11 protein-coding genes and 1 tRNA gene are annotated in these 22,026 nt (G+C 36.1%); 5 read left to right on the top strand and 7 right to left on the bottom strand.

The annotated features are described in order from the left end of the window. Nucleotides 1-255: 255 nt before the first annotated feature. Both ACFIKB_RS01225 and ACFIKB_RS01220 read right to left on the bottom strand, forming a co-directional pair. Nucleotides 256-5,964 (bottom strand): Vomp family autotransporter, encoded by a 5,709-nt coding sequence (locus ACFIKB_RS01225; protein WP_375652605.1) that lies wholly within the window; start codon nt 5,962-5,964, stop codon nt 256-258. A 939-nt stretch (nt 5,965-6,903) separates the two neighbouring features. Continuing rightward, complete coding sequence (locus ACFIKB_RS01220) at nt 6,904-7,407, bottom strand: helix-turn-helix transcriptional regulator (protein WP_375652604.1); 504 nt, start codon at nt 7,405-7,407, stop codon at nt 6,904-6,906. 147 nt (nt 7,408-7,554) lie between these two features. On the opposite strand from ACFIKB_RS01220, the gene ACFIKB_RS01215 reads away from it, so the two are divergent. After that, nucleotides 7,555-7,836, top strand: a complete 282-nt coding sequence (locus tag ACFIKB_RS01215; protein ID WP_375652603.1) for a hypothetical protein — start codon at nt 7,555-7,557, stop codon at nt 7,834-7,836. A gap of 520 nt (nt 7,837-8,356) precedes the next feature. Continuing rightward, entirely contained in the window at nt 8,357-8,626 is a 270-nt protein-coding gene (locus ACFIKB_RS01210; RefSeq protein WP_375635456.1) for a hypothetical protein, read from the top strand. Nucleotides 8,627-8,946: 320 nt separating this feature from the next. Here the strand turns inward: ACFIKB_RS01210 and ACFIKB_RS01205 are convergent, their stop codons facing one another. The 3 genes from ACFIKB_RS01205 to ACFIKB_RS01195 form a co-directional block, all read right to left on the bottom strand. After that, nucleotides 8,947-10,158, bottom strand: coding sequence for an MFS transporter (locus ACFIKB_RS01205; protein WP_375635455.1), 1,212 nt, complete (start codon nt 10,156-10,158; stop codon nt 8,947-8,949). A 480-nt stretch (nt 10,159-10,638) separates the two neighbouring features. After that, the gene (gene tmk / locus ACFIKB_RS01200) at nt 10,639-11,289 is read right to left on the bottom strand and encodes a dTMP kinase (protein WP_375646996.1); all 651 of its coding nucleotides are present in this window, start codon (nt 11,287-11,289) and stop codon (nt 10,639-10,641) included. A 582-nt stretch (nt 11,290-11,871) separates the two neighbouring features. Next, nucleotides 11,872-12,189: a hypothetical protein gene (locus tag ACFIKB_RS01195; protein WP_375635453.1), complete on the bottom strand. Its 318-nt coding sequence runs from the start codon at nt 12,187-12,189 to the stop codon at nt 11,872-11,874. Between the two features lie 180 nt (nt 12,190-12,369). Here ACFIKB_RS01195 and ACFIKB_RS01190 point away from each other — a divergent pair, with 180 nt between their 5' ends. The 3 genes from ACFIKB_RS01190 to ACFIKB_RS01180 all read left to right on the top strand — a co-directional run bounded on the left by ACFIKB_RS01190 (nt 12,370) and on the right by ACFIKB_RS01180 (nt 17,881). Next, entirely contained in the window at nt 12,370-13,560 is a 1,191-nt protein-coding gene (locus ACFIKB_RS01190) for a hypothetical protein (RefSeq protein ID WP_375652672.1), read from the top strand. Next, nucleotides 13,557-14,762, top strand: a complete 1,206-nt coding sequence (locus ACFIKB_RS01185) for an ATP-grasp domain-containing protein (RefSeq protein WP_375652601.1) — start codon at nt 13,557-13,559, stop codon at nt 14,760-14,762. Before ACFIKB_RS01190 ends, ACFIKB_RS01185 begins: the two co-directional genes overlap by 4 nt. Before the next feature lie 1,898 nt (nt 14,763-16,660). Next, complete coding sequence (locus ACFIKB_RS01180) at nt 16,661-17,881, top strand: MFS transporter (RefSeq protein ID WP_375652600.1); 1,221 nt, start codon at nt 16,661-16,663, stop codon at nt 17,879-17,881. Between the two features lie 461 nt (nt 17,882-18,342). Here ACFIKB_RS01180 and ACFIKB_RS01175 read toward each other — a convergent pair. Further along, nucleotides 18,343-18,432: transfer RNA gene (locus tag ACFIKB_RS01175), tRNA-Ser, on the bottom strand. A gap of 477 nt (nt 18,433-18,909) precedes the next feature. Then, nucleotides 18,910-21,441 (bottom strand): phosphoenolpyruvate--protein phosphotransferase, encoded by a 2,532-nt coding sequence (gene ptsP, locus ACFIKB_RS01170; protein WP_375635450.1) that lies wholly within the window; start codon nt 21,439-21,441, stop codon nt 18,910-18,912. Nucleotides 21,442-22,026 lie beyond the last annotated feature (585 nt).

The following is a 22,026-nucleotide window of genomic DNA, read 5'->3' as shown; positions in this document are numbered from 1 at the left end:
GTAGAGTGCTACAGATTTTTCAGATTAAAAAATTAAAGCAGAAAATAATCAATTATAATTTATGAAAAAACTCATTATCTTATTTTGAAATAAGAAGTTTACTTTATTGAAAATGTACGGTTTTTCTGTTTTTTAAACCTGTATTTATCATTATAGCGCTTATCAATTTATATATTTTTTACATATGTAAAAACAATTCACCCCTGCCTCATGAGACAGGGGTGAAAAGAAGTTTTTTATGTATTTTGTTTATTATCAGTTCAATGTCATATTGAATCCCGCGCCTACACCCCAGTGACCTCCAGAAGTTGTTGCAGATATGTTAGAACGGTATTTTCCATTTTCTGAGGTGTAACCTGCACCAAAAGCAAATGCAGATTGGCTACGCCATAAACCAGTACCAAATCCAACGCTTAATTTTCCAGGTGTATCATTGTAGCGTAAGTTAGACACTGCTAAACCAATCGCAGCTGCTTGTCTTGCCTCTTTTTTCACACTCTCAATACTATAGTTTAAAACATCAAACTTCATATCTGTATATTGCTTAGCCCGATCAACAGCATCATCAATCGCATCAATCGTGATATTATTTATCCGTTGATCTGTGTAGTGTTTGGATTGATCAAGAATTATCTTCATCTGTTCTTGAGTATAGTCATGGAGTTGACCACCATTTACAGCTTCTTTCGACCCTTTTTCAATTTTACCATCAGCTACATTATCAATCATAACAGGTTCACTAGGATCACCACCCGCTAATGTGATTTTATTGGTTTTTTTGCCGTTTTCATCTCTGTCATAACGAACAGCATCCTTTTCAATGCTGTCAACTCTATTATTGATGTTCTCAACTTTGCCATCAATATTGATAACTACATCACTAATATCATCAATCGTATTGTAAATGTTATCAACTTTGTTGTTAAGATGCTTAACATCTTTTTCAACACTCGCGACACGTTCATTGGTTTCCCAAAGTTGTCCACCATTAACCGCATCTTTCGAACCTTTTTCAATTTTACCATCAGCTACATTGATAATCTTACTCGGCTTACCATCGCGACCAGCATCATAGGCTTTTTCTTTATCATTCCACTTTAAAGCATCTGAATCGACCTTGTTGATGACATCATCAATACGGTTATTAATATTTGACATCCCGTTATTAATACCACCAAAAGCCTCAGCAACATTATTATACTTATTCTCAACAATTTTGCCATCCGCATTGACTTGAGAAATCACAAAACTAGGTGCTGTCCATTTGCCATTCTCATATTTAGCACCACCACCGAAATAATTAGCAAGTTGACTGCTCATGAGATAAAGCTGGTTACCCGTAATAGCATCCATTGAACCTTTAGCAATCTCACCATCCAAAAGATACTTAAGCTTGCTGTTTGTTTTCTGTCCATCTTTTTCATGACGTGCAACAAATGCCTGTTCTGCATCATCCCACAACAAAGCATCTTTAGAAATCTTTCCTATGCTTTTATCAAGTTGGTCTTTGTTAACAGCTTCATCACCCTTTTCTGCTGCTTTTACACCAGAAATAGTGCGTCCCAAACCGCCAACGCCTGCAATATTGATCTCAGTACCAGCTGTTTTCGCACCAATGGTAATAACGCCTGACACACCTCCGTCTTGCTTAACAAGATTATTTTCTTTCATTTCAATAATCTTATTATCAAGATTCGTAATAGAAATATTCACATCAGTAAACGCATCTGTAACATTATGATATGTTTTATCCTGAATAATGAAGGTTGGTTCTATACCGGCAAGTACATCTGTACTGCCACCAAAATATTTTGATGTATTTACAGCAACTTTTTTCAGATCATCTGTTACAGCGCTAACATTCTGATTAGTCGTAAAGAGCTGTGAACCATTTACTGCTTCAGTCGAGATTATCGAAAGTGTCGCATTTTTCACACCAGAAAGTGTCCGCTCCTCATTTTTCTTATTTGCAATGCTGATTTTAGTACCACCTGTTGCCTTACCAACGGTAATAAGACCATTCTCTCCTTCTTGCTTCACAAGGCTATTTTCTGTCACATTATTAATCTGATTATAAATATCTGTGATAGAATTATCGACACCTTCAAAAGCATCAGCAACATTATGATGCTTTTTCTCAACAATAGTGCCATCCTCATTACGCTGAGAAATTTTGAAAGTAGGCTTTTCCCACTTTCCATCCTCATAGCTAGCTCCACCGCCAAAATAATTAGCAATCTGACTACCCATTGAATAAAGCTGAGAACCATTGATTGCATCAGTGGAGTCTTCAGTAACCTCCCCCTCTGAAACACCCGTAATGATCCGTTCTCCATCAGTACCTGTGATATCAATTTTCGTACCGCCTGTTTGAAAACCAATGGTGATAGGTCCAGACTCTTCTTCTTGCTGAACTAAACTATTTTGTTTTATATCCAAAATCTGATTATGAATATTCGTGAAAGAATTATTCACGCCTTCAAAAGCATCAGCAACATTTGAGTAAGGCTGCTTAGAGGAAGTTCCATCATTCTTGAATTGGATAACATTGAAAGTAGGAGAGTACCAATTACCATCTTCACCATATCCCGCGCCACCACCGAAATAAGAAGCAACGTCCTTCATTGCAAGGGCTAAATGATGATTAACATTCCTGATATTTGTATCAAGCCCTGACAAAGCTGATCCAACATCATTGTGTTCCTGCTGTTTTACCTGACCATTTTCATTAATAGTAGTTAAATTATATCTCGGTTTTCTAAAGACTCCATTCTCGAATGAGGCATTACCACCAAAGAATTTTGCAATATCTCCAGATATCTTATTAATCTGGCTACCATTTATCGCTTCTGTTGAATCTTCTGAAATCTTTCCATTTTTTACACCCGCAATGGTCCGCACTCCATCAGTACCTGTGATATTAATTTTCGTACCGCCTTTTTCTTTACCAATGGTAATAAGCTTTTCGTTCTCATCCCATTTAACAAGACTATTACCTGTTACATTGTTAATCTGATTATAAATATCCGTGATAGAACTATTAACATTCTTGAAAGCATCAAAAACATTATTAGCCGTTTTCTCTTGAATAATATAATCTGGTTTAATACCGTTAAGTATATCTGTATCCTCACCACCAAAAAAATCCGCTATAGTCTCTGTAATACTTAAAAGCTGTGAACCATTTATTGCTTCTGTTGAGTCGTGGCTGATTTTTCCAGATGCAACGCCGAGAATAATTCGCTCTCTGTTTTCATTGTTTGTAATATCGATTTCGATACCACCTTTTTCGTCACCAATAGAGATATACTTATGCTGTCCAACTTCATGCCATTTAACAAGAGTGTTTTCTGTTATTTGATTTGTTATTTGATCTTTTACTTCGTTCAACTGAGAAACATTTACTCCTTCATCATCTGCAACCCCATTTGCCAATCCTTTAAGCTTTTTATCTCTAAGATCAATGCCACCCAAAGTTATTTTTGGCCCCAGATCATTAACAAACCCAAATCCTGATTCATTCATAAGAGTGTTCCCCGTTGTAACACTCGTTACTTTAATATCATCAGCCAAATCAAAGGTGACTTTATTGACGTCGCCATTATCATTGCCTCTTACAACTTTGATATTATTGTGGTTATCCTTATCTGCAGCAGCAACAAAATTTACTGTACTACCAGCTTTAACATCTGTAGCTTCCTCACCATTGACAGAAAGCTTCCAGCCTGTTGCCATCCCTGCTGTAAAGTCTTTTAACTGCTTATAATTTACAGCATCGGTATCTTCTTTCCCTGCCGCTACTTCTTTAATCGTTTTATCACCAGCACTAATACCATTAACAGTTATGCTCGGCCCATTACCATCAGTAAACATAAAGCCATTATCACTCATAATGCTTCTGCCTGTAGTGACACTCGTCAATTTAAGATTATCATTCAAAGAAAAAGTGACTTTATTATTGGCTTTTTCAATGTTTATATTTTTGCTTCCATCCCCACTCGCAGCCGCAACAATATCTACTGTACTCCCAGCTTTAACGTCTGTAGCATTTTTACTATCAACAGAAAGTTTCCAACCGTTTTCTGCAAGTGTTTTTACATCTTGCAACTGTTTATAATTCACTGCATCGGTATCTTCTTTCCCTGCCGCTACTCTTTTAATCGTTTTATCACCAGCATGAATGCCATTAACAGTTATGCTCGGCCCAGTACCATCAGTAAACATAAAGCCAGCAGCACTCATAACGCTTTCTCCTGCTGTGACAGTCATTACCTGAATATCATCAGCTAGATCAAATGTGACATTGTGATTTTCGTCTTTTTCAATCTTAATATTCTTTTTGTTTTCATTGCCAGCTGCTTGGAAATTTACTGTGCCATTTGGTCCAATAGCTGTAGCATTTCCACCATTAACAGAAAGCTGCCAGCTCGTTTTGGTTGCCTTTTCTATATCTTTCAGCTGTCTATAAGTCACTGCTTGGTCATCTTCAGTCGCGTCTGCTACTCCCGTAATCTGTTGCTTGCCAGCATCAATACCGTCTATAGTTATAGTTGGTCCCTTATCGATCATAAAGCCATCGTCACTCATAGAACTTTGTCCTGTAGTGACACTAGCCAATTTAAGAGTATCACTCAAAACAAATTGGACTTTTTGCTTATTATCTCCACTTGCCTTTTGAATCTTTAAATTGTCTTTTCCTACTTCTGTACTTTGCACTGAAAAATCGACTGTACTGCCTGGATTAACATCTGTAGGACTTCCATCGTTAACAGAAAGTTTCCAGCCTCCTCCTGCTCCTGCCATGACATCTCTCATAGCTTTCAACTGAGCAACGTTGACGGCATCAGTATCTGCACTCCCCGCTGCCACCCCTGTAATTTGTCGCGTTAGCGTACCGTTACCCCTGCCACCAACTTCACCAACACTGAACGCGCCTGTGGTGCTCTTCCATGCTATATCGGTTTTTGTCGAGTTACCATTCGAGATAGGGTCATAACCAGCAACCCCCTTGTCTCTATCAGAGATAGATCCTCCACCCACAGCAACACCATCCTTAGAAAGTACTTGCGAATTTACACCAATTGCAACCGAATCCTCCGTTTCAGCATAAGCCTGCGTACCTATAGCAATCGCATTTTGAGCCTTCGCTATTACTTTTCTGTTAGGATCAACTGATTCAGTTCTGTCAGAGCGCCTGCTCCCTATTGCAATAGCACCTGAAGCTTGAGCTTCAGCCTCTGAACCTATAGCAATCGCATAATTATTTTCTGCCCTTACCCTTGTCCCCATAGCAACACTATTTTTACCTAATGCAGTTGCAAGTCCCCCAACAGCAACTGCAGATTTCCCCGATGCCTCTGAATCAACACCCATAGCAACACTTGCTATACCACTTGCAAGCGCAGAAACACCAAAAGCTTGCGCCCCCCCAGCCTTTGCTGTCGCGCCCGCACCAAAAACAGTTGAATAATTCCCCGTCGCAGCAGATCCACAACCAGTTGCAAAAGAATAAACACCATAAGCCTCAGGCGTAGCATTACTGATACCAAAAGTCGGTGTCCCCATATAAGCACCATTATTGGACGTAATTCCATCACCAGCCCAAATAACCTGTTGAGTGGTCGTGCCATAAGGACTACGATTATTAAAAACTTTCTCACCAACAAATCTCTCATATTGCTCTACTGCAGTTATACGAGAAGTATCCTTTATTGTCTGCTGTTGTTTACCCCCACGTCCAACAACATTATCCGCACCACAGAAATTATCATCACCAGCTAAAACAACACTGCCATGACTGCCATGCGGATACACCACCTCAGGACCAATCGTACTCATAGTTTTTGCGCCTGTTATCGCGAGATTCGCAGCCAAAATAGGCGAAACACTTGATAACAGTGCGGTCATTACTGTTCCCAACGAAACAGCTTTAACCAAGTTTGATGTTGAATATAATTTTTTCATAAGAACCTCCTCCAACAGAGTCCAATATCATTACAACGCGCAAAAACCTCACGGCAAAACCCTGTTTGCGCCCCCCAAAAACGAATAAATTAAAGATAAAAGCCACCCCCCGCGACAGTGATTTTCATCACAGAATCACCCTAAAATCTCTGAAAAGATATTGATCTAGAAAAGTCCCCAACCCTTTTAGCTAGAGGGATTCAAGCTAAAAAATAAATCAAAACACAAGACTTTGAAAATACAACGTAATCTCCATTCAAAAACACTGCGATTTATCTCTTAACAAAAATAGTTTCACTAAAGAGCAATTCTGTTTTTTAGATAAAGCGCCTCAGTAGAATGGCAAGAGTATAAAAATAATTTTTTATAAATTTGTCAAAATACTTCTCAATAAATTAGCTGTTCTTATAAGCACAAATTTATGATTTTTTTAACTTATAGCATAATGTAATGGATGACGATTATCATAATAACCTCACTCTTTTCTGCGAGGTAAGCTGTTTCAATATATGGTACATATCTTTAAAAGAAATCTTTCTTAATATAATGATGTACGCTCTGTAAAAAGTTTCAACGTGCTCATCTCATCATCTTCATAAAAAGACAAAAGCGCGCCTATAAATAGTCTTTCCTTCTTCTCTCTTATATGTCTGTAACCCTTTTATAGGAACAAAACATCGTCATTGTATTTTCACTGTTGTATAATTTTTTTGTATTACTAACTGTAATTCTTTTTATAAGCAGTTTTATCTTTATTAGAGCAATACATTAATTTATAACGGTAATTTATCATTATTTCATGTTGAATAAGAGATTTCATGTTGAATAAGAGACCAAAAAAAATCGTGAGATTTTCTTATTTAAAACCTGTTTATACCGTAAAAAATCAAAAAAGTTTTATTTTTTAAAAAGGCTGTTCATTCGTATCTTATGACGTTTCTAGATGTGCTTTTCAGTTTCGATTTTACGCTTTAAATGCAATTTTAAAAGTGGCAAAGTGGCTTCGACTTCTTCCATATCATTGAGGTTTTGAATAAGCTCTTGCAATTTTCCATAAAGCTCTGCTGCTAATTCCGCAACATCTTCAGGAGAAAGATCTATTTTTGCATCATGATAGGTCGTATAAACCAAATGTCCAAGCTTTTTCATCAGCCCAGCAGGAATCGCTTGTGGTTTAAAACCAGCTGCTTTCGCCTTTGCCATATCTGAAAACATCTCGCCATTGCCCGTTACAAGCCAGTTTAAATTGACTTTTAATTTCTGTGATAAAACAGCCAAAAATTCTACATTGGGAAAGGTCGTGCCTCTTTCAGCGTGATCATAAATGGCTTTATTAATACCTAAACGGATTGCTATTTGGTGTCTACTAAATAGCAAACTTTCTCGTATCAAACGTAATCGCTTTGCTTGTTCTGTTTTGGGTTCAATCTCTTTTTTTGCCAAATTATACAATAATACAAATATTGCATTGACTTAATTCAATATTTGTATTATACCTCTTGTTACTGCCCCTTATGTTAGGCAAAGATCTACATACATAACCCCACAAAAATGGATGTTACAGTATCCGTTTAAGCAGGAGCGAAAATTATGACAATTACACAAAAAATGCAATCGCCGTGGTATTTTACTGAACTGCGCCACTGTAATATAACCTTGGAAGAACTCAAGCCTATCAGAGGCTATTTTCCAGAGTCAAAAACATTTGGACACAGCCTAATGAAAAAGCTAAATGCGCCACTGCCAACTCTATCAGTTTGCACGCCAAGCAAATTCTTGCCAACTGCTTTCTCAAAAGTCACAGTCATATTTTTCAGAAGCAAAAAGCCCAACACAGGTTCTCTCACTCAACAGCCTAGTAAACCTGCTTAAACCTCTTTGCAAGAATCTATAAATACACTTCCCAAAGTTTTTACATTACAACATAAGGTAAAAAGTTTATCAATGTCTAAAAATCAATATAAAACAGGTAAAATAATTGGTATTCTACAAAAAATGAGATCATCACTCGTTATTAAAAAGTTAGACGTTTACAAACCATATTTGCTTATTTTATATATTAATGGTGCTAAGTTAGCTGTAATTGGCAATAGAGATTTCAGGGTGTTTGGTTTATCGTCAGAATGCTCCTCCTCTATGCATATTAAAAGCCTTTTAGCAATGTATTTTAAATGCTATAAGTTCTATAGTAAACACATTACCATCCATATTTACAATTGGCGCTTCAAAATCTTGAAGTAATACAGTCTTTAATAGACATTGATTTAAAAGCGCGTATTTTGCAGAAAATTGACAAAACCATGAGGTTCGTATACATGGCAATTCTAAGTGATAATAGTGGAGTGATACTTAAAAAAGCTGTATGGGAAACCGCAACGCGGAGGAATTAAGCATGACCTCTTTATGCGATAAAGAATTATCTGATACATTGGTTGGTCTTTATGACGACTATCAACACGGTTTCGACATTGGAGAAGAGCTTAAATTGTGCGTGGATTTGGCGTTATCTCTTGAATTGGAGCTCAGTATTCACCGTTTAAGTGAAACAGATGCTGTTTTAAAAAAAGAGATTGTGCAAACCTTACATCGTCGTAGAAATACCCATTCCAATGAAGATGAAATTGATACAATTTTTCATATGGATTTTGAAAAACAAAAATAATGCAACACTCTCCCCGTATGATAAGATATTACCTTATCGCTTTACTTTCTACTGCGCTTAAACAAAAAAACTTTCAAGAAGATTTAAAATGTTGCGTTTTCGTCTTCTTAACAACAGTGAGATGAATTAAAGAAACGCAGCAATTCTTGTGGGTCGTTATCAAAAAATAGAGAGTATTCTCTAGCATACATCAATTTATGCTTTATTCATTAAGCACCAATTTTTACATTTTCTCACTTCCCTGTAAAAGCAAAATATGAAATATGCTGTAGCGTAAATGTTTATAAAATAGCGTGTATTACCACACTTATAAATGTAATTTATTGTTTTTCATGTTTATAAAACAGCACTATGAATACTCCAACAAGTGCAAAAATGCTTTGAAAAAAATATATCGATTGAGGTGATATGCTACTGTTATCGCGTGCCATAATGAGATAGACTGCGAGGATCAAGCATCCAGAGATACCATTAAAACTTGCCTGCAATCTTCCTTGGTATTCAGGATCACAAGAGAGTTGTGATAAAGAAATCGAAAGAGCCCAACTCGAAAGTCCAAATCCAATCATAAAGTAAACAGGAAAAACAACAAAATTGTGTGTATTAACAGAGAGAATAGCGAGACCAATAGCCATAAAAGCTAATAAAATGGCTAATGTTTTCCTTATGGATAAAACTTTACAAAGAAGTGGTGAAAAAACCGCACCTGTCAATACGCCCATAGAATAAAGCACCTCAAATATTGCAAAGGTCCTGCTATCCGCATGCAAAACCTCTTGTATATAAGGAACGAGAATAACAGGAATGGTCATCAAAAGAGTCATAATAATCATCTGGCTTACATAAGGTACAAAAAGAGCCGGATTCTGTTTAAAATAATGAAGTGCTGCTGTATAATTTTCCCACCAATTTTGCTGGTTTTGATTTTTAGATCTTCGGTTTTTAGGTACCTTCATTGCAAAATTAAATAAACCAGCAATAATAAAGAATATACCACCTATTAGAAGAGTTCCTTTTGTTCCTGCATAGGACAGTATCAATCCACTTAAGCCCATACCTGCGATAGTGCCAAGTTCATAAATCATATCGATAGTCGCATTTGCATTGATGAGCTGTTCCTTCAGCACAATACTTTGAATTAAAGAAATAGCTGATGGCATATAAAAAGAGATAAAAATACCCAAAAGAGCAGATAAGACCATCAATTCAATTTCTATACCAAAATGCCATAGCATTACCCAGCCAACGATTACCAAACCTCTCACAAGATTTGAAATAATAATTTGCGTTTTACGATTATATTTATCCGCCAATATGCCCAAAATAGGGGCAAAAATAATGCTAGGCGTCCAAAGAAAAAGCATCATCAACGCTACACCACGGATTGAACTCGTCTGATTGTAAGCAAGCCACGACAATGCAATATAATTTAGTCCATTTCCAAATGTAGCAAATAAGCCACTCAAAGTAAAATAGAGAAAAGTTCTATTTTCAAATAAAGCAATGCGTTCCTTCAAATTTGAAGTGAACATAAATTATCCTCTAAAATAAATACCCGTCGATATGCATGATACATCCTGTTTAAAAACATGCATTCCTACGGTTTTCATTTTAGATCATTAAATTTAAGAAAGCAAAATTCCTTTTTTGAAGCTTTTAAAATCTTTGTGCTGTTGTATGATTAATTCTTCTATGAAAACAAAACATTTATGCACTAAAATATGCTCGAGTACATCCCTCCATGTCGTTATTCTATCACCACACTTCGTCTCTAAAAGAATAAACATACTATTATTCTCACGATAAATATTGATAACTTTTCTACTCCCCTTCTCTAAATCTTTTAAAACAAGCCCATTACAGTTAATTTTCCAATTAAAATATATAACGTGATATTTTTCCTGAGCAGTTAAATTATTGCAATCATATCTCTAAAGTTTCAGATTTAGAATACGAATACATAAGAAGGATTTATCGTGGATAAATTGATTAATAAATGATTTTATTCATAATCAAAAACAAACTTCATCTATATGACGTCGTATTTGATGATGAATTAAAGAAACAGAAGCAGTTCCATCAATTGTTATAAACCGCTCATCTATTTCTGATAAAACTTCGTATACTTCATAAACTTTTTCAATAAAAGAGAGTTGTTCTTCGTATTTTAAGTTTAAACCATCCCTTTTCTGCAACCGCTCCAGTATAGTAGTGGGCGGTAAATGAAGATAAAATGTAATATGAGGTCTTGGAATAGATTGATTTAATTTAACTACACTTTCAACAGAAAGCTCTCGAGCATAAAAATAAGCAAGACTAGAATAAACATATCGATCGCTAATTAATAAATTTTGCGATAACATTAAGGAAGGTTCAATAATTTCAAGCGTATGTTTGCGTCTATCTGTCGCTGATAAGAGTGCTAAAAGCAACGGATCAATTGCTTTTCCATTATCTAAGTAATCTCTAATTTCTGGATTATTTCTATACCAATAACTGGGTTGAAAAGTTTGTATTATATGTTTTTCTGTTGAATAATGGTGAGCAATTTCTTTTGTTTGTGTTGTCTTTCCACTCCCATCAAACCCGCATAAGACAATAAAAGAACCGGAAAATTTCTTTGGAGACCACATGGAATTATAAACTTTTTTATCAAGATACATTTTGTCTATATACTCTCCATAAGTTAAATTGTTTTATGTCTAAAATCTCTTAATGTTTAATAAGATGTTTTTTTACTCGTCTCTAAACAGAAAAACACAATACTCCCGCATTTGTATAACTTATTAACTTTATGATAAATGGCGGTATATAGACTTATTTTTAAGATAAGATTATATTTTAGACAACTGAAAATGAGATTAAGTATTTTTGAAAAATATATTTTTTGTTCACGCTACATAACCTGCCATTTTTTAACGAATTCTAGTAGAGTTTCTGAGGATTACTCCTATAACGTCGTGTAAGCGTATAGAAATGAGTTCGATCTAAGTATATTATTGCCCCTAAGGGCTGATACTAGATTGCGCTACACAGGAATCTAACGAAATCAACTCTATATTTTCTCAAACCACTGCCCACGCTATAAGCATTCGATATCCGATTCCGTCAAAAAGCAGCAGAGCAATTCTCAGAAAACATCGCTGAGATATTGAAATATGCCTTGCAAAAGCGTTTGAATCAAATGTTTCACTATATTTTTCGGTATATTCATAAACTGAAACTAAGAATATTATAATAAGACTTCAAACAACGACGACGCCCAAATCGGCCGTGACAAAGCCTCCTAAAACTGAACCAATAATACCTTCTCTATGAAAAAGACTACCATATAAAGGTTTTAATACAACCGCACACCTTAGCGCTAATGCCATAAATGTTTCTGATAGATAACGAAGTTTATTGTCACAACAACATCTAACAACCGTCAATAACAAAACCTCAACCTTGAGTATAAACAAAATCAACTTGAAAGCGCGAAATATATCTCTAGGACATAGTTCTTTATTGGCAAGCCACCTGCCAAGAGACGCAGTAAAAATACCAGCCTCCATCCTACTCATTCTCCTGAAAATAAGCTATCACTAGCATAAACATCAGCGTTCAATTTTTCCTACTGAAAAAACTTGACATGCCCAGCCATGTATATATGTATTTATTATTCGTAAACATGTGTGCTGATTTATAATACTGCGTGTTTTTAAGAGATTTCGAAATGGGGGGATGATGTGCCCAAACAACTGATGTTTCGGTTTTATGGGCTTGTTGTCTTGCTATATCTTTCTGATATGGTTCTATTCTTAAGTAATCTTTGGAATGCTTATCGCATAACATCCTCATCGATTTTCCTAGGCATAACCATGGCTTTGGGCACCCTTACGCCTTACCTTTTAAAAAAAAGCGGACTTGTGCGCATTAAAGCCTCCCTGAGGTTGGTCGATTTATACAAAAGGCGGATCATTATCTATAGCCTTCTTTTATTGATTGCACTTTTCCATTATGCCGATTCCCCCTTTGGTTTTATCGCTGTCTCTATCTCTATCGGCTATCTCTCTTTGATTACCTTAAGCACTCTCGAGACTTATAATACTAAACTCGCACTTGGTGGTTATATTAGCGCCCAAAAGGCTTCCCGCATTATGCAAACAGTTGTGCAAATTGGCGCTTTTTTGGGAGCAGCACTGAGTGGTTATCTCTTAGAAGCGACCAGCCCTCAAGGAGCAGCGGCTGAAATTGGCTATAATGGTTTGATTGTGGCACTTTGTGTGTTTGACATCATTATAAGCCTTATAGCCGGATATATCATCTTTTGCGATGAATATAAAGCTACCGATACCACAGCACTTGCAACCGATAAGAAGTCCGTACCTACACCGCAAGCGAATGGACTCTCCCAAGAGCTTAAACTTTTATGCGTCTGCATAGGACTTATTGGCTTTCATATTTGCGCTTATAATACGCTGGCAACCATTCTTTTTCAAAGTGTGAAAAATTTTGGCTCTGAATATTATGGGCTTTGCAGTGCGGTCGCGGGCTTGGGCGCTTTTTTGGCTGCTTTTATCAAAATCCCTCGCTTTGAATTTATTCTCCCAGCCCTTATGTTGAGCGTGGCTGATCTTATTTTTAGCACCACACAATCGCCCTATTTGGCTGTGGTCTTTTGCTTTTTTATTGGCTTTTCAATGAATACCATGCGAATTAATGCCCGAAAACATACGATTGAAGCGACTAAAACAGAAGCTCAAGCAGAGCTGGTGGGAAGCTATAGCGGCATGCTTTATACTCTCTCCCAATCGGCAGGTTATGTTATCCTTGGTCTTCTTACAAGCTCTGCCCTTATGGGCCCTCAAGCAGCTGTTTATCTTCTACCCCTTATAGGAATGATAATCTTTATTTATATCCTTTTCTTTTTATCGCGGCAGGCCACAGCATGAGCAAATCCATTCTTATTGTCGACCCTTTCTCCACGGGTGCCCTCTATGGCCCTGCTTTGCAAAAATTAGGCTATACTTGTTATGGTGTTGTCTCTCAACAAGCTCCTTTTTCACACTATATGCTTTCTTATCAGGGAAAAGGCATGGCAGAAGCGAAACTTCATAATGTAGATGAGATCAAGACACGCTTTCCTATCGGTGCGATAGAGGCCGTGGTGGCAGGCGCCGAAGGGGGTATTTATTGTGCAGATCAATTGGCGGCTTATTATAATTGCCCTGGGAATAATCCCTCAACCACCGATTGGCGACGAAAAAAGGCAGTAATGCAAAGGCGCCTTTGTGAAAATGGTTTATCTTACATTCGGTCGAAGATTCTTACAAAAGGCGATTGTGCTATCGATGATTTTGAAAGTCATAGCGGCTATGTGGTAAAGCCAAATGATTCTGCTGGGAGTGATGGCATTTTGTTTTTCTCCAGCCGTGAGGAAGTGGCGGCATGGTCCTCTCGAATCGACTGGACGCAAAAAAATATTTTTGGCGCACCTAACGAGGCTTATTTGCTCCAAGAAAGATTGGAGGGAGAGGAATACATCGTCGACGCCGTCGTAAAGGGAGAGGCTATAAAAATATGTAGTTTATCACGATATAAAAAAGGTATTCATAATGGAAGTGCTTTTGTTTATGAATCGCTTGATGTGCTTGATGCTCAAGATCCTTCTTATGCCCCTCTTATCTCTTATGCAAAACAATGCATTCGCGCGCTGGGGATTGAATATGGACCCGCGCATATGGAAATCATGCAAACAGCTCGTGGTCCAGTGATGATCGAAGTAGGAGCCCGCCTCCACGGAGGAATTGCACCCACCTTGTTCGCACATTGCTATGAAGATGATTTACTTGAAAGCTCCGTTAATCTTATTGCAAGAGTGTTTTCGCAAAAACCAAGCCACTTTAAGAAAAAGGGGCGTATTATCTTTCTTATCAACAAGATCGACGGTCATATTATAAAAGATGTTAACTTATGGCAGCAAAAGCTTCATTCTTGGGAAAATGTGGTTCATTTTATGCTCTTTTTTAAAGAAAACGAGCCCCTCCCCCTAACCGTCGATTTAAATACCTGCCCAGCTATTATAGCAATTTGGGGACACAGTGATGATGAATTATCAGCTTTGGAGAGGATCATTCGTAGCAATTTCTTATAAAATACAATAATTGGAAAGAAAACATAGATTCATCAGCGTAACTAATTGAAAATATAGACAAATATTAAAAATTGATCAAGCTTAATGGATTAAACAACAAGGAAATAATTTTGTTTACAGCTTTATTGTCGAGCATTCGCGGATGGATTCTGGTATTATCTCTATCTGGAACTCCCTACAGGCATGAAGCAGAAAAGTTATCAAGCATACTTAGTATACCTAATGACAACTGCTATTACCATACGTGATGGCTCTAATGTAGGTGGATTTGAACTTTTAAATAATTTCTTAACTCTTGCATCACTCTATTTCCATACTTTTTAAATAATATTCAATAACTTAAGTAAAATAAATATTTTTTATTTTGGGTTTTGGTGTGTTGTTAATCTAAAGCATGTGAAGAGAATATATTAAAGAATTAAAATATTTATATATCGAGATTGAAGATGTCCTATTTTACCAAAAGAAGAGCTATTATGACACAGGTGAATTTAGCTATTAATCTTTTGTTGCAAACAAGTGGAAAAAAAATGCTGAACGTAGAAAAAGTTGCATAAGAATCTTTAACAAAAATGATTAAAATTTAGATAGAATTACAAGGTGTGAAATAAAATTGGTTCCATCAGTGCTGCAATTTTTTCTGGTTAATTTTTTCTACCGATATCGTTAAGGCTTTCTTCTAATGACATCGCCTATCATTAGAGGGAGATATATGATTGTTTTTCGAATTGTGACAGCACACAAATTTCGTGATTTATTTTGCCCATCAAAAAGATGTTGGTTAGTTGAGTAAGTTAAAAAAATACATAGCATTCCGTATAATGCCGTGTGTATGTATAAAACTTTTCAGAATGATCGTGTTAATAGCAATGTTGAAGGAGTGCCTTTTTGGGAAAGATTATACAGCAATTACGAGTATCTCTAGGAAGAAAAGCGCTGATTTTTAGAACAGAGAGAAACATTGATCATAACAGTTTATTAGGCTAAACGCAGAATATTTATCCTAATAATTGATGATCGAATTGTAACAGTATAGGTTTTTGATCATCATAAAGAAAAAAGTAGAGAGCATGTTTCTTTTAGTTAAGGAAGAGTGTTGCTCATTTTTCTTTCTAAAAGTAAGCAAATTCAAAGATAATTTTTTTGTTCTTATAATGGTGAGAAAATAATTGTCGAAGTCCGTGAAGGAGAGATTCCAATACATTATTACAAAGTTTAATAAAAGCTGGAATACTTAAAAACTCTTTAGTTGCTATAATGATTTAAGAATACCAGATTAGGATACGAGCAATTCAAGAGCTCAAACCTTTGTGATAATATTGGTTTAGAATTACATCCTGTTCATTCAGACGAGATGAGCCGATTATTATATGTCATAGAACCATATGGGCGGGAAATTAAAAAAAAGCTTATCCAGAATCTGACTTAAAGGTTTTGGGAACTTTAGTAGTAAGATTGGTTTGGTCTCATGTTACCCAAAAATTAGCACCCAATCTTGTTGTGACTAGACTAAATTTAGAAGATCTGCTCACTGAAAGTTTTTATAATATTATGAAATGATAAAAATATTAATATTTCTTCTTGTCCCGTACACGAAACGGATGCTATTTGTATTTGTTATCCTTTGCACCATTGTTCGAAATATATTTTAGATGGTTGTCACTTGAAATATGTCTTGGAAAATTATTGGAAAGTAATTTCCTATTATTTGTCTCAATCTATGGGCGCAACGTTATCAAGTATAGAATCCATACTGACAGATGACTTGCAAAAAATAAGTCCCTATAACGCATTTGAACTAAAATTTTATGAAAAACTGGAATTTAGTACCGAACCATCTTCGACAATGGAGAAAATCATAAAATGGCTCGAGTCTCTGTTTAAGAGTGAGAAAGCTATTGCGTAATTCTGTTTTTCTTATGATTTTGATTGGTTGTTTGACGAGTTTTTGTGCTAGTGGTGTATTATCTATTGGCCTTTCTTTGTTACAATTCCAAGATACAACTGGAAAAGCATCTGCTACTTTAAATGTTGTTAATTTAATCGCAATTGGAATTGCAGGCTTATGTTTGGGAAATGTGTTGGTGCGCTATCAAGGCTTTATAATTGGGTTTTATAGTCAAATTATTTGCGCTTGTTTATTATCGTTCTTATTATTTATAAACAATCCGGCACTTATTTTATTTGTATTTTTTTTACTTGCTCTCTTGATGGGGGCTGATAATCCAAATAACAATAGTGCCTTGAATCAGCTGGTTCCAGCTCCCAAACAAAAAGCTGGAATTTTTGCATTTTATACTAGTTGCTGTCAGTTTTTTGTTATTATATCCCCATTGCTTATATATTTTATAATTGCGCATTTGGGGCACAAAATAGCCATAGCCTTTATTGTGTTTATTTATCTTTTGAATGCCAGCCTATGGTTTCGTATAAAATCTATACAACAAATAAACAGAGTAAAAGAGCTATTAAAAAAGCCATCTCAAAAAGCTTATGGAGTTGGTTTTAGGTGCCTTTGGCGGGTTTCTGCGTTGCGTTTTTTAACGATTAATCGTATTTTGAATAATTTTCTCTATACGGGGCCTATTGTTCTATTGCCACTTGTTCTTGCATCTATAACATCAGATAATACAAAATTTACAGCTATTCAAAATACTATTTTTGCTTTGTCAGCACTGGGTTTTGTAGTCAATGGTCTTATCTCATCCTATTATTTACGAAAATTTCCATTTTTAATTCGTTTTTTTGTATGGGGAACACCGGCTTTTGCAGTGATCGCAATCTCTTTTGTTTTATATTTAAATTTTACTCAATATTCCCTTTATATTATGGGCTTTTTATTAGGTATTGGGCAATTTTATTTTAGGGTATCGGGAATAACAATTGGACAAGCTATCACACCTAGTGAAAATTTAGCCGAGGTGATTTTGGCAGGCGATGCCAGTGTGCGCATCATAACAGCTTTATTCTCTATTGTGCTTTTATATGCCGGAAATTTTTTTTCATTTTCTACATTATACGTCCTGTGTATATTTATAGGTTTTTGCGCCCCTTTATTTATTTTACACGGACTATCTATTTACATACAAAGCTTAGAAATAAAAGAAAGCACCGCATGAATGATCTTCAATTATTATATTACGTCAGCCTTTTTTGATTATCGTATAGATAAAAATTTTGTACAAATATTCATGACATTAATTTTAAATGAGCACATTGCGTGAGAAAAGCTGAGGTGTTCGTTACCTCTCATGTGGATAAAACGCATTTAGCCCGTTAATCGGAATTGCAAATAGCACTATGATCACCATTAATTCTGAAACTCTATCAGAAGTTAGTGATAATGGCAAAAATCCCTTAATGATATTTGAAGAGATCGTTTATGCTAGATCAGGTTATCTAAAGATCGAGAGGAGAGTAACTTAGAAGTTATAAAATTCATGGAAATTCAACTGCAATTTCTAGGTATACATAATGACAGATACAGATCAGCGCAAACTGGTCAATTGCAAACAGTAAAAAAATCCTGAGCTTTTTAAGCTATGTCATATCAAGCATATGAAAATTCGTTTTAAATTAATGGCGGAGAGAGAGGGATTCGAACCCTCGATATGGTTTCCCATATACACGCGTTCCAGGCGTGCGCCTTCAACCACTCGGCCACCTCTCCAGAAGTCTCGCACTATACCCAGAAAGAAATAACGTGCAAGCCTAAATTATACATTCAAAGTTCAAAAAACAAATTCATTTATTAAAGTAAGAGCTTATATCTGTTGAATAACAAGCACATCCTTTCTTTTTAAGAAAAAACTTTTTCCGTGGATAGGTTTGTATAATACAATAATGGGAATAAAAAGATTGTCACATCTATCTCATACGGTGTCTATGAATGGTATAAAATCTATTGAATAGCATCATCTTTCCTTAAATAAAAAGTACAAGCCAAGTACCATCACGCTATTCATCCCCTAATGTTGCAACATCCCTTGCTATGTGAGAGAATGCATAAAAGGCATTTATTCTTTCTTAAAGTGTTTTTATCCACACGTTACTCCTCCCTGTAACGTATAAAAGAATAATGTTTTATAGCACTAACGATCTGATTACTCTGCAAAATGAACTAGCTCGTTCCCCTTAATGTTCTTTATCACCTTATATCCTTGCTTAGAGCACGTACAGCTCGTGCAGTTTCACATTGTAATGCTTTTTGTGCTAAAATTTTCATATCTTCAAAACTATGAGTCTGCAAACACGCCTTTACTGGAGAAATATCGCAAGATATCATAGAAAGCTCATTAATTCCCAACCCAGTCAAAATCATTGAACCAAAAGGATCTCCAGCCATACCACCACATACGCTAACCCAACACTTATGTTGTGAAGCTCCCTGAATAGTCTGATAAATCATACGCAAAACTGCTGGATCAAGGCTATCAGCTTCAGACACAAGGTACGGGTTTTGCCGATCAACAGCCATTGTATACTGTGTTAGGTCATTGGTTCCAATTGAGAAAAAATCAACATGGGCGCTCAACACATCTGCCATAATGGCGGCTGCTGGAACTTCGATCATAATACCAAGTTTTAATTTTGGTGCATCAATATCATTGCGGATTTCTTCTGCAATCTTTTTTATAGTAACAATCTCTGAAACAGACATTACCATCGGAAACACAATCCATAGATCTCCGCCTTCTTTTGCTGCTCGATACAAAGCACGTAATTGAGGCACCAAAAGATCACGTCGACGTAACAAAAGCCGCGTCCCTCGAACACCTAAAAAAGGATTGTCCTCTTTAGATAAATGTAAATGCGTAACCTGTTTATCCCCACCAATATCGAGTGCACGAATAATTAATGGCTTATCTCCTACAGCTGTAATCATCTCCCGATATATATTAAATTGTAGCTCTTCATCCGGAATATGAGGATTCTCTAAAAACAAAAATTCCGTGCGCATGAGTCCAACACCTTCAGCCCCCAAATCAAGCGCAACAGGAACCTGATTTGCGTAGTTGACATTAGCCATGATACGAATTCTTTGACCATCTGTTGTTTGCGCTGGTAATCTACACGCACTTATTTCACTGACACGTTTTTGCACAATAGTATCAATATGCCTTTGAGCATCTTCAACGTCTTCAAGCGTAGGATCAAGGTAAATAAACCCGTTATCGCCATCAATAATAGCCTGAATATCAGACTGTATCGCTAAAATATCACCACCTGCAGCAACAACCATTGGAATACCAAGAGTACGCGCCAAAATAGCTGTATGAGATAATGGACCTCCCCATGCTGTTGCTAATCCTTTTACCTTTGTACAATCAAGTTGTGCTACATCAGAAGGAGAAAGGTCATTTGTAACTAGAATTACACCATGTGGAATATCATTTAAAAAGAACGATCTATAGGATGGATTGATTTCACCTAAAACACGTCGACCAACATCAACTAAATTAACAGCACGTGCTGCTAACAAAGGATTATCTACCTTAAAAAACATATCTGAAAATTGACGAACCGCTCTATCCCAAGACCAAGCGACACCATGACCTTCTGCTATAAAACGACAAGCTTGAGCTATTAAATTTTCATCTTCAAGCAAAACCATTTGCGCAGAAAAAATCGCAGCAGAATCTGCTCCCATACGCACTGTAATATCAGAAATCACAGATGCCATTTTATGTTTTGTTTTTGTAAGAGCATTTTCAAGACATGCCGCACCAGCTGCAAAATCAATTGGCTGGTCTATTATGGAAATATCATTTTGCCTTAAAACAAAAATCTTACCAAATGCTAATCCTGAACTTGCTCCAACACCAGAAATGCCTTTTTGCATAGAGCGTGGATACCAACCATGAAAAGCCTTTGTTTGAGATTCCATTGCTCTCATCAGGCATTTTTCACTAATACTCACTTTTTTTGCAATAGCAATGGCATCATTGAGAAGTTGTGCTCCTTCTGCAGCATCTGTAGAAAAAATCAGAACATCACCGTTTTTTGCTCCTAATTGCAATAAACCAACCAAATTTTTCATTTCAACGGCATATTGACCATGACGAACTCTGATAGAATTTTGAGCCTTTTTCGCAAAATCAACCCAAAGAGAAGCTGGTCGTGCATGAAGACCACTTGGATAATCTAAAGTCCATTCCTGACACACCGAAAGGTCACCAATAAAAGTTTTTTCTATCTTCATATCTTGATCAAACAAAGTTGTAACAATTTGCTGTTTGTTCATAGTTGTTGCAAGTACTTCAAGCTGTTTTTTATCAAATAAAAGAGACGTCAATTTTTTACAAATTTCTCTATAGCGATCTGGACACGCTGCAATAGCAATAACCAAATGTGCTTTCTTGCCATCCTGCCACTCAACACCAGCAGGAACCTGTATAACAGCAACAGCGTCCTTGATAATTAAATCACGATTTTCAGCCATACCATGGGGAATGGCTATACCGTTTCCAAGCCAAGTATTGGTTTTTTCTTCACATGCGAGCATGCTTGCCAGATAACACTTATCAACCGCACCAACCTGCACAAGCAATTCAGCAGCAGCATAAATTGCATCATTTTTATGATCAAAAGTAGCTGCAAGTTGTACAGATCTTATAGACAAGATTTCACTCTCGATAAAATCTACATTCATTGCTTCTGCTTTCTCACATCTTATCATGAATTCAAATTGCCTCACATTTGAACACCAATATCTCTGATAAATTCCTTTTCAAAGCTGCATTTCCCAAAATACAAGCTATAAATACCACCACAGCTCTCTTTATATTTTACGAAATGTAGCTAAGTGAGGTGCTTAAATACCTCAATATAACCGATAATACAATTGGATATTATCATCTAGCGAGGTGCTTAAAAGCATCATAAGCAAGTCTGCCTCTTACTCTTTTACTTTACAAAGACAAAACCCCGATTTTTACAGCACCAATCACCTAAAAAACTATGTTTTAAAAACGCTCTCATTATCCCAAGTTATTCAACATAACTTTTCATTATTCTCCCTAAAAGAAAGCATCCTTCCCAATCATCTGTAACTTCAGTTAATATTTTAACTGATTCCTCAAAGTTTATTTAACCTATTATCCCTCTTTATAAATTCATTACATAATTATAAATTGCTCCATGCAACTTATCATCTTTAAAATTCCGTGCAGCTCATCCTATGATGCTAACTTATTGATATATAACATCTATGTATTTTAAGATACTCCTTTACTTCAATCAATATCGCAAACACACAATATTC

The organism is Bartonella sp. MR110HLJHH, assembly GCF_042194225.1.
In the GTDB taxonomy this organism is placed as follows: Bacteria; Pseudomonadota; Alphaproteobacteria; order Rhizobiales; family Rhizobiaceae; genus Bartonella; species Bartonella grahamii.
This window is presented reverse-complemented; position numbering and strand designations above follow the sequence as displayed.

Coding starts and splice junctions, on each gene's coding strand:
- ACFIKB_RS01225 (WP_375652605.1), bottom strand. CDS start 5,964: ATGAAAAAATTATATTCAACATCAAACTTGGTTAAAGCTGTTTCGTTG.
- ACFIKB_RS01215 (WP_375652603.1), top strand. CDS start 7,555: ATGACAATTACACAAAAAATGCAATCGCCGTGGTATTTTACTGAACTG.
- ACFIKB_RS01210 (WP_375635456.1), top strand. CDS start 8,357: ATGACCTCTTTATGCGATAAAGAATTATCTGATACATTGGTTGGTCTT.
- ACFIKB_RS01205 (WP_375635455.1), bottom strand. CDS start 10,158: ATGTTCACTTCAAATTTGAAGGAACGCATTGCTTTATTTGAAAATAGA.
- tmk (WP_375646996.1), bottom strand. CDS start 11,289: ATGTATCTTGATAAAAAAGTTTATAATTCCATGTGGTCTCCAAAGAAA.
- ACFIKB_RS01195 (WP_375635453.1), bottom strand. CDS start 12,189: ATGAGTAGGATGGAGGCTGGTATTTTTACTGCGTCTCTTGGCAGGTGG.
- ACFIKB_RS01190 (WP_375652672.1), top strand. CDS start 12,370: ATGTTTCGGTTTTATGGGCTTGTTGTCTTGCTATATCTTTCTGATATG.
- ACFIKB_RS01185 (WP_375652601.1), top strand. CDS start 13,557: ATGAGCAAATCCATTCTTATTGTCGACCCTTTCTCCACGGGTGCCCTC.
- ptsP (WP_375635450.1), bottom strand. CDS start 21,441: ATGATAAGATGTGAGAAAGCAGAAGCAATGAATGTAGATTTTATCGAG.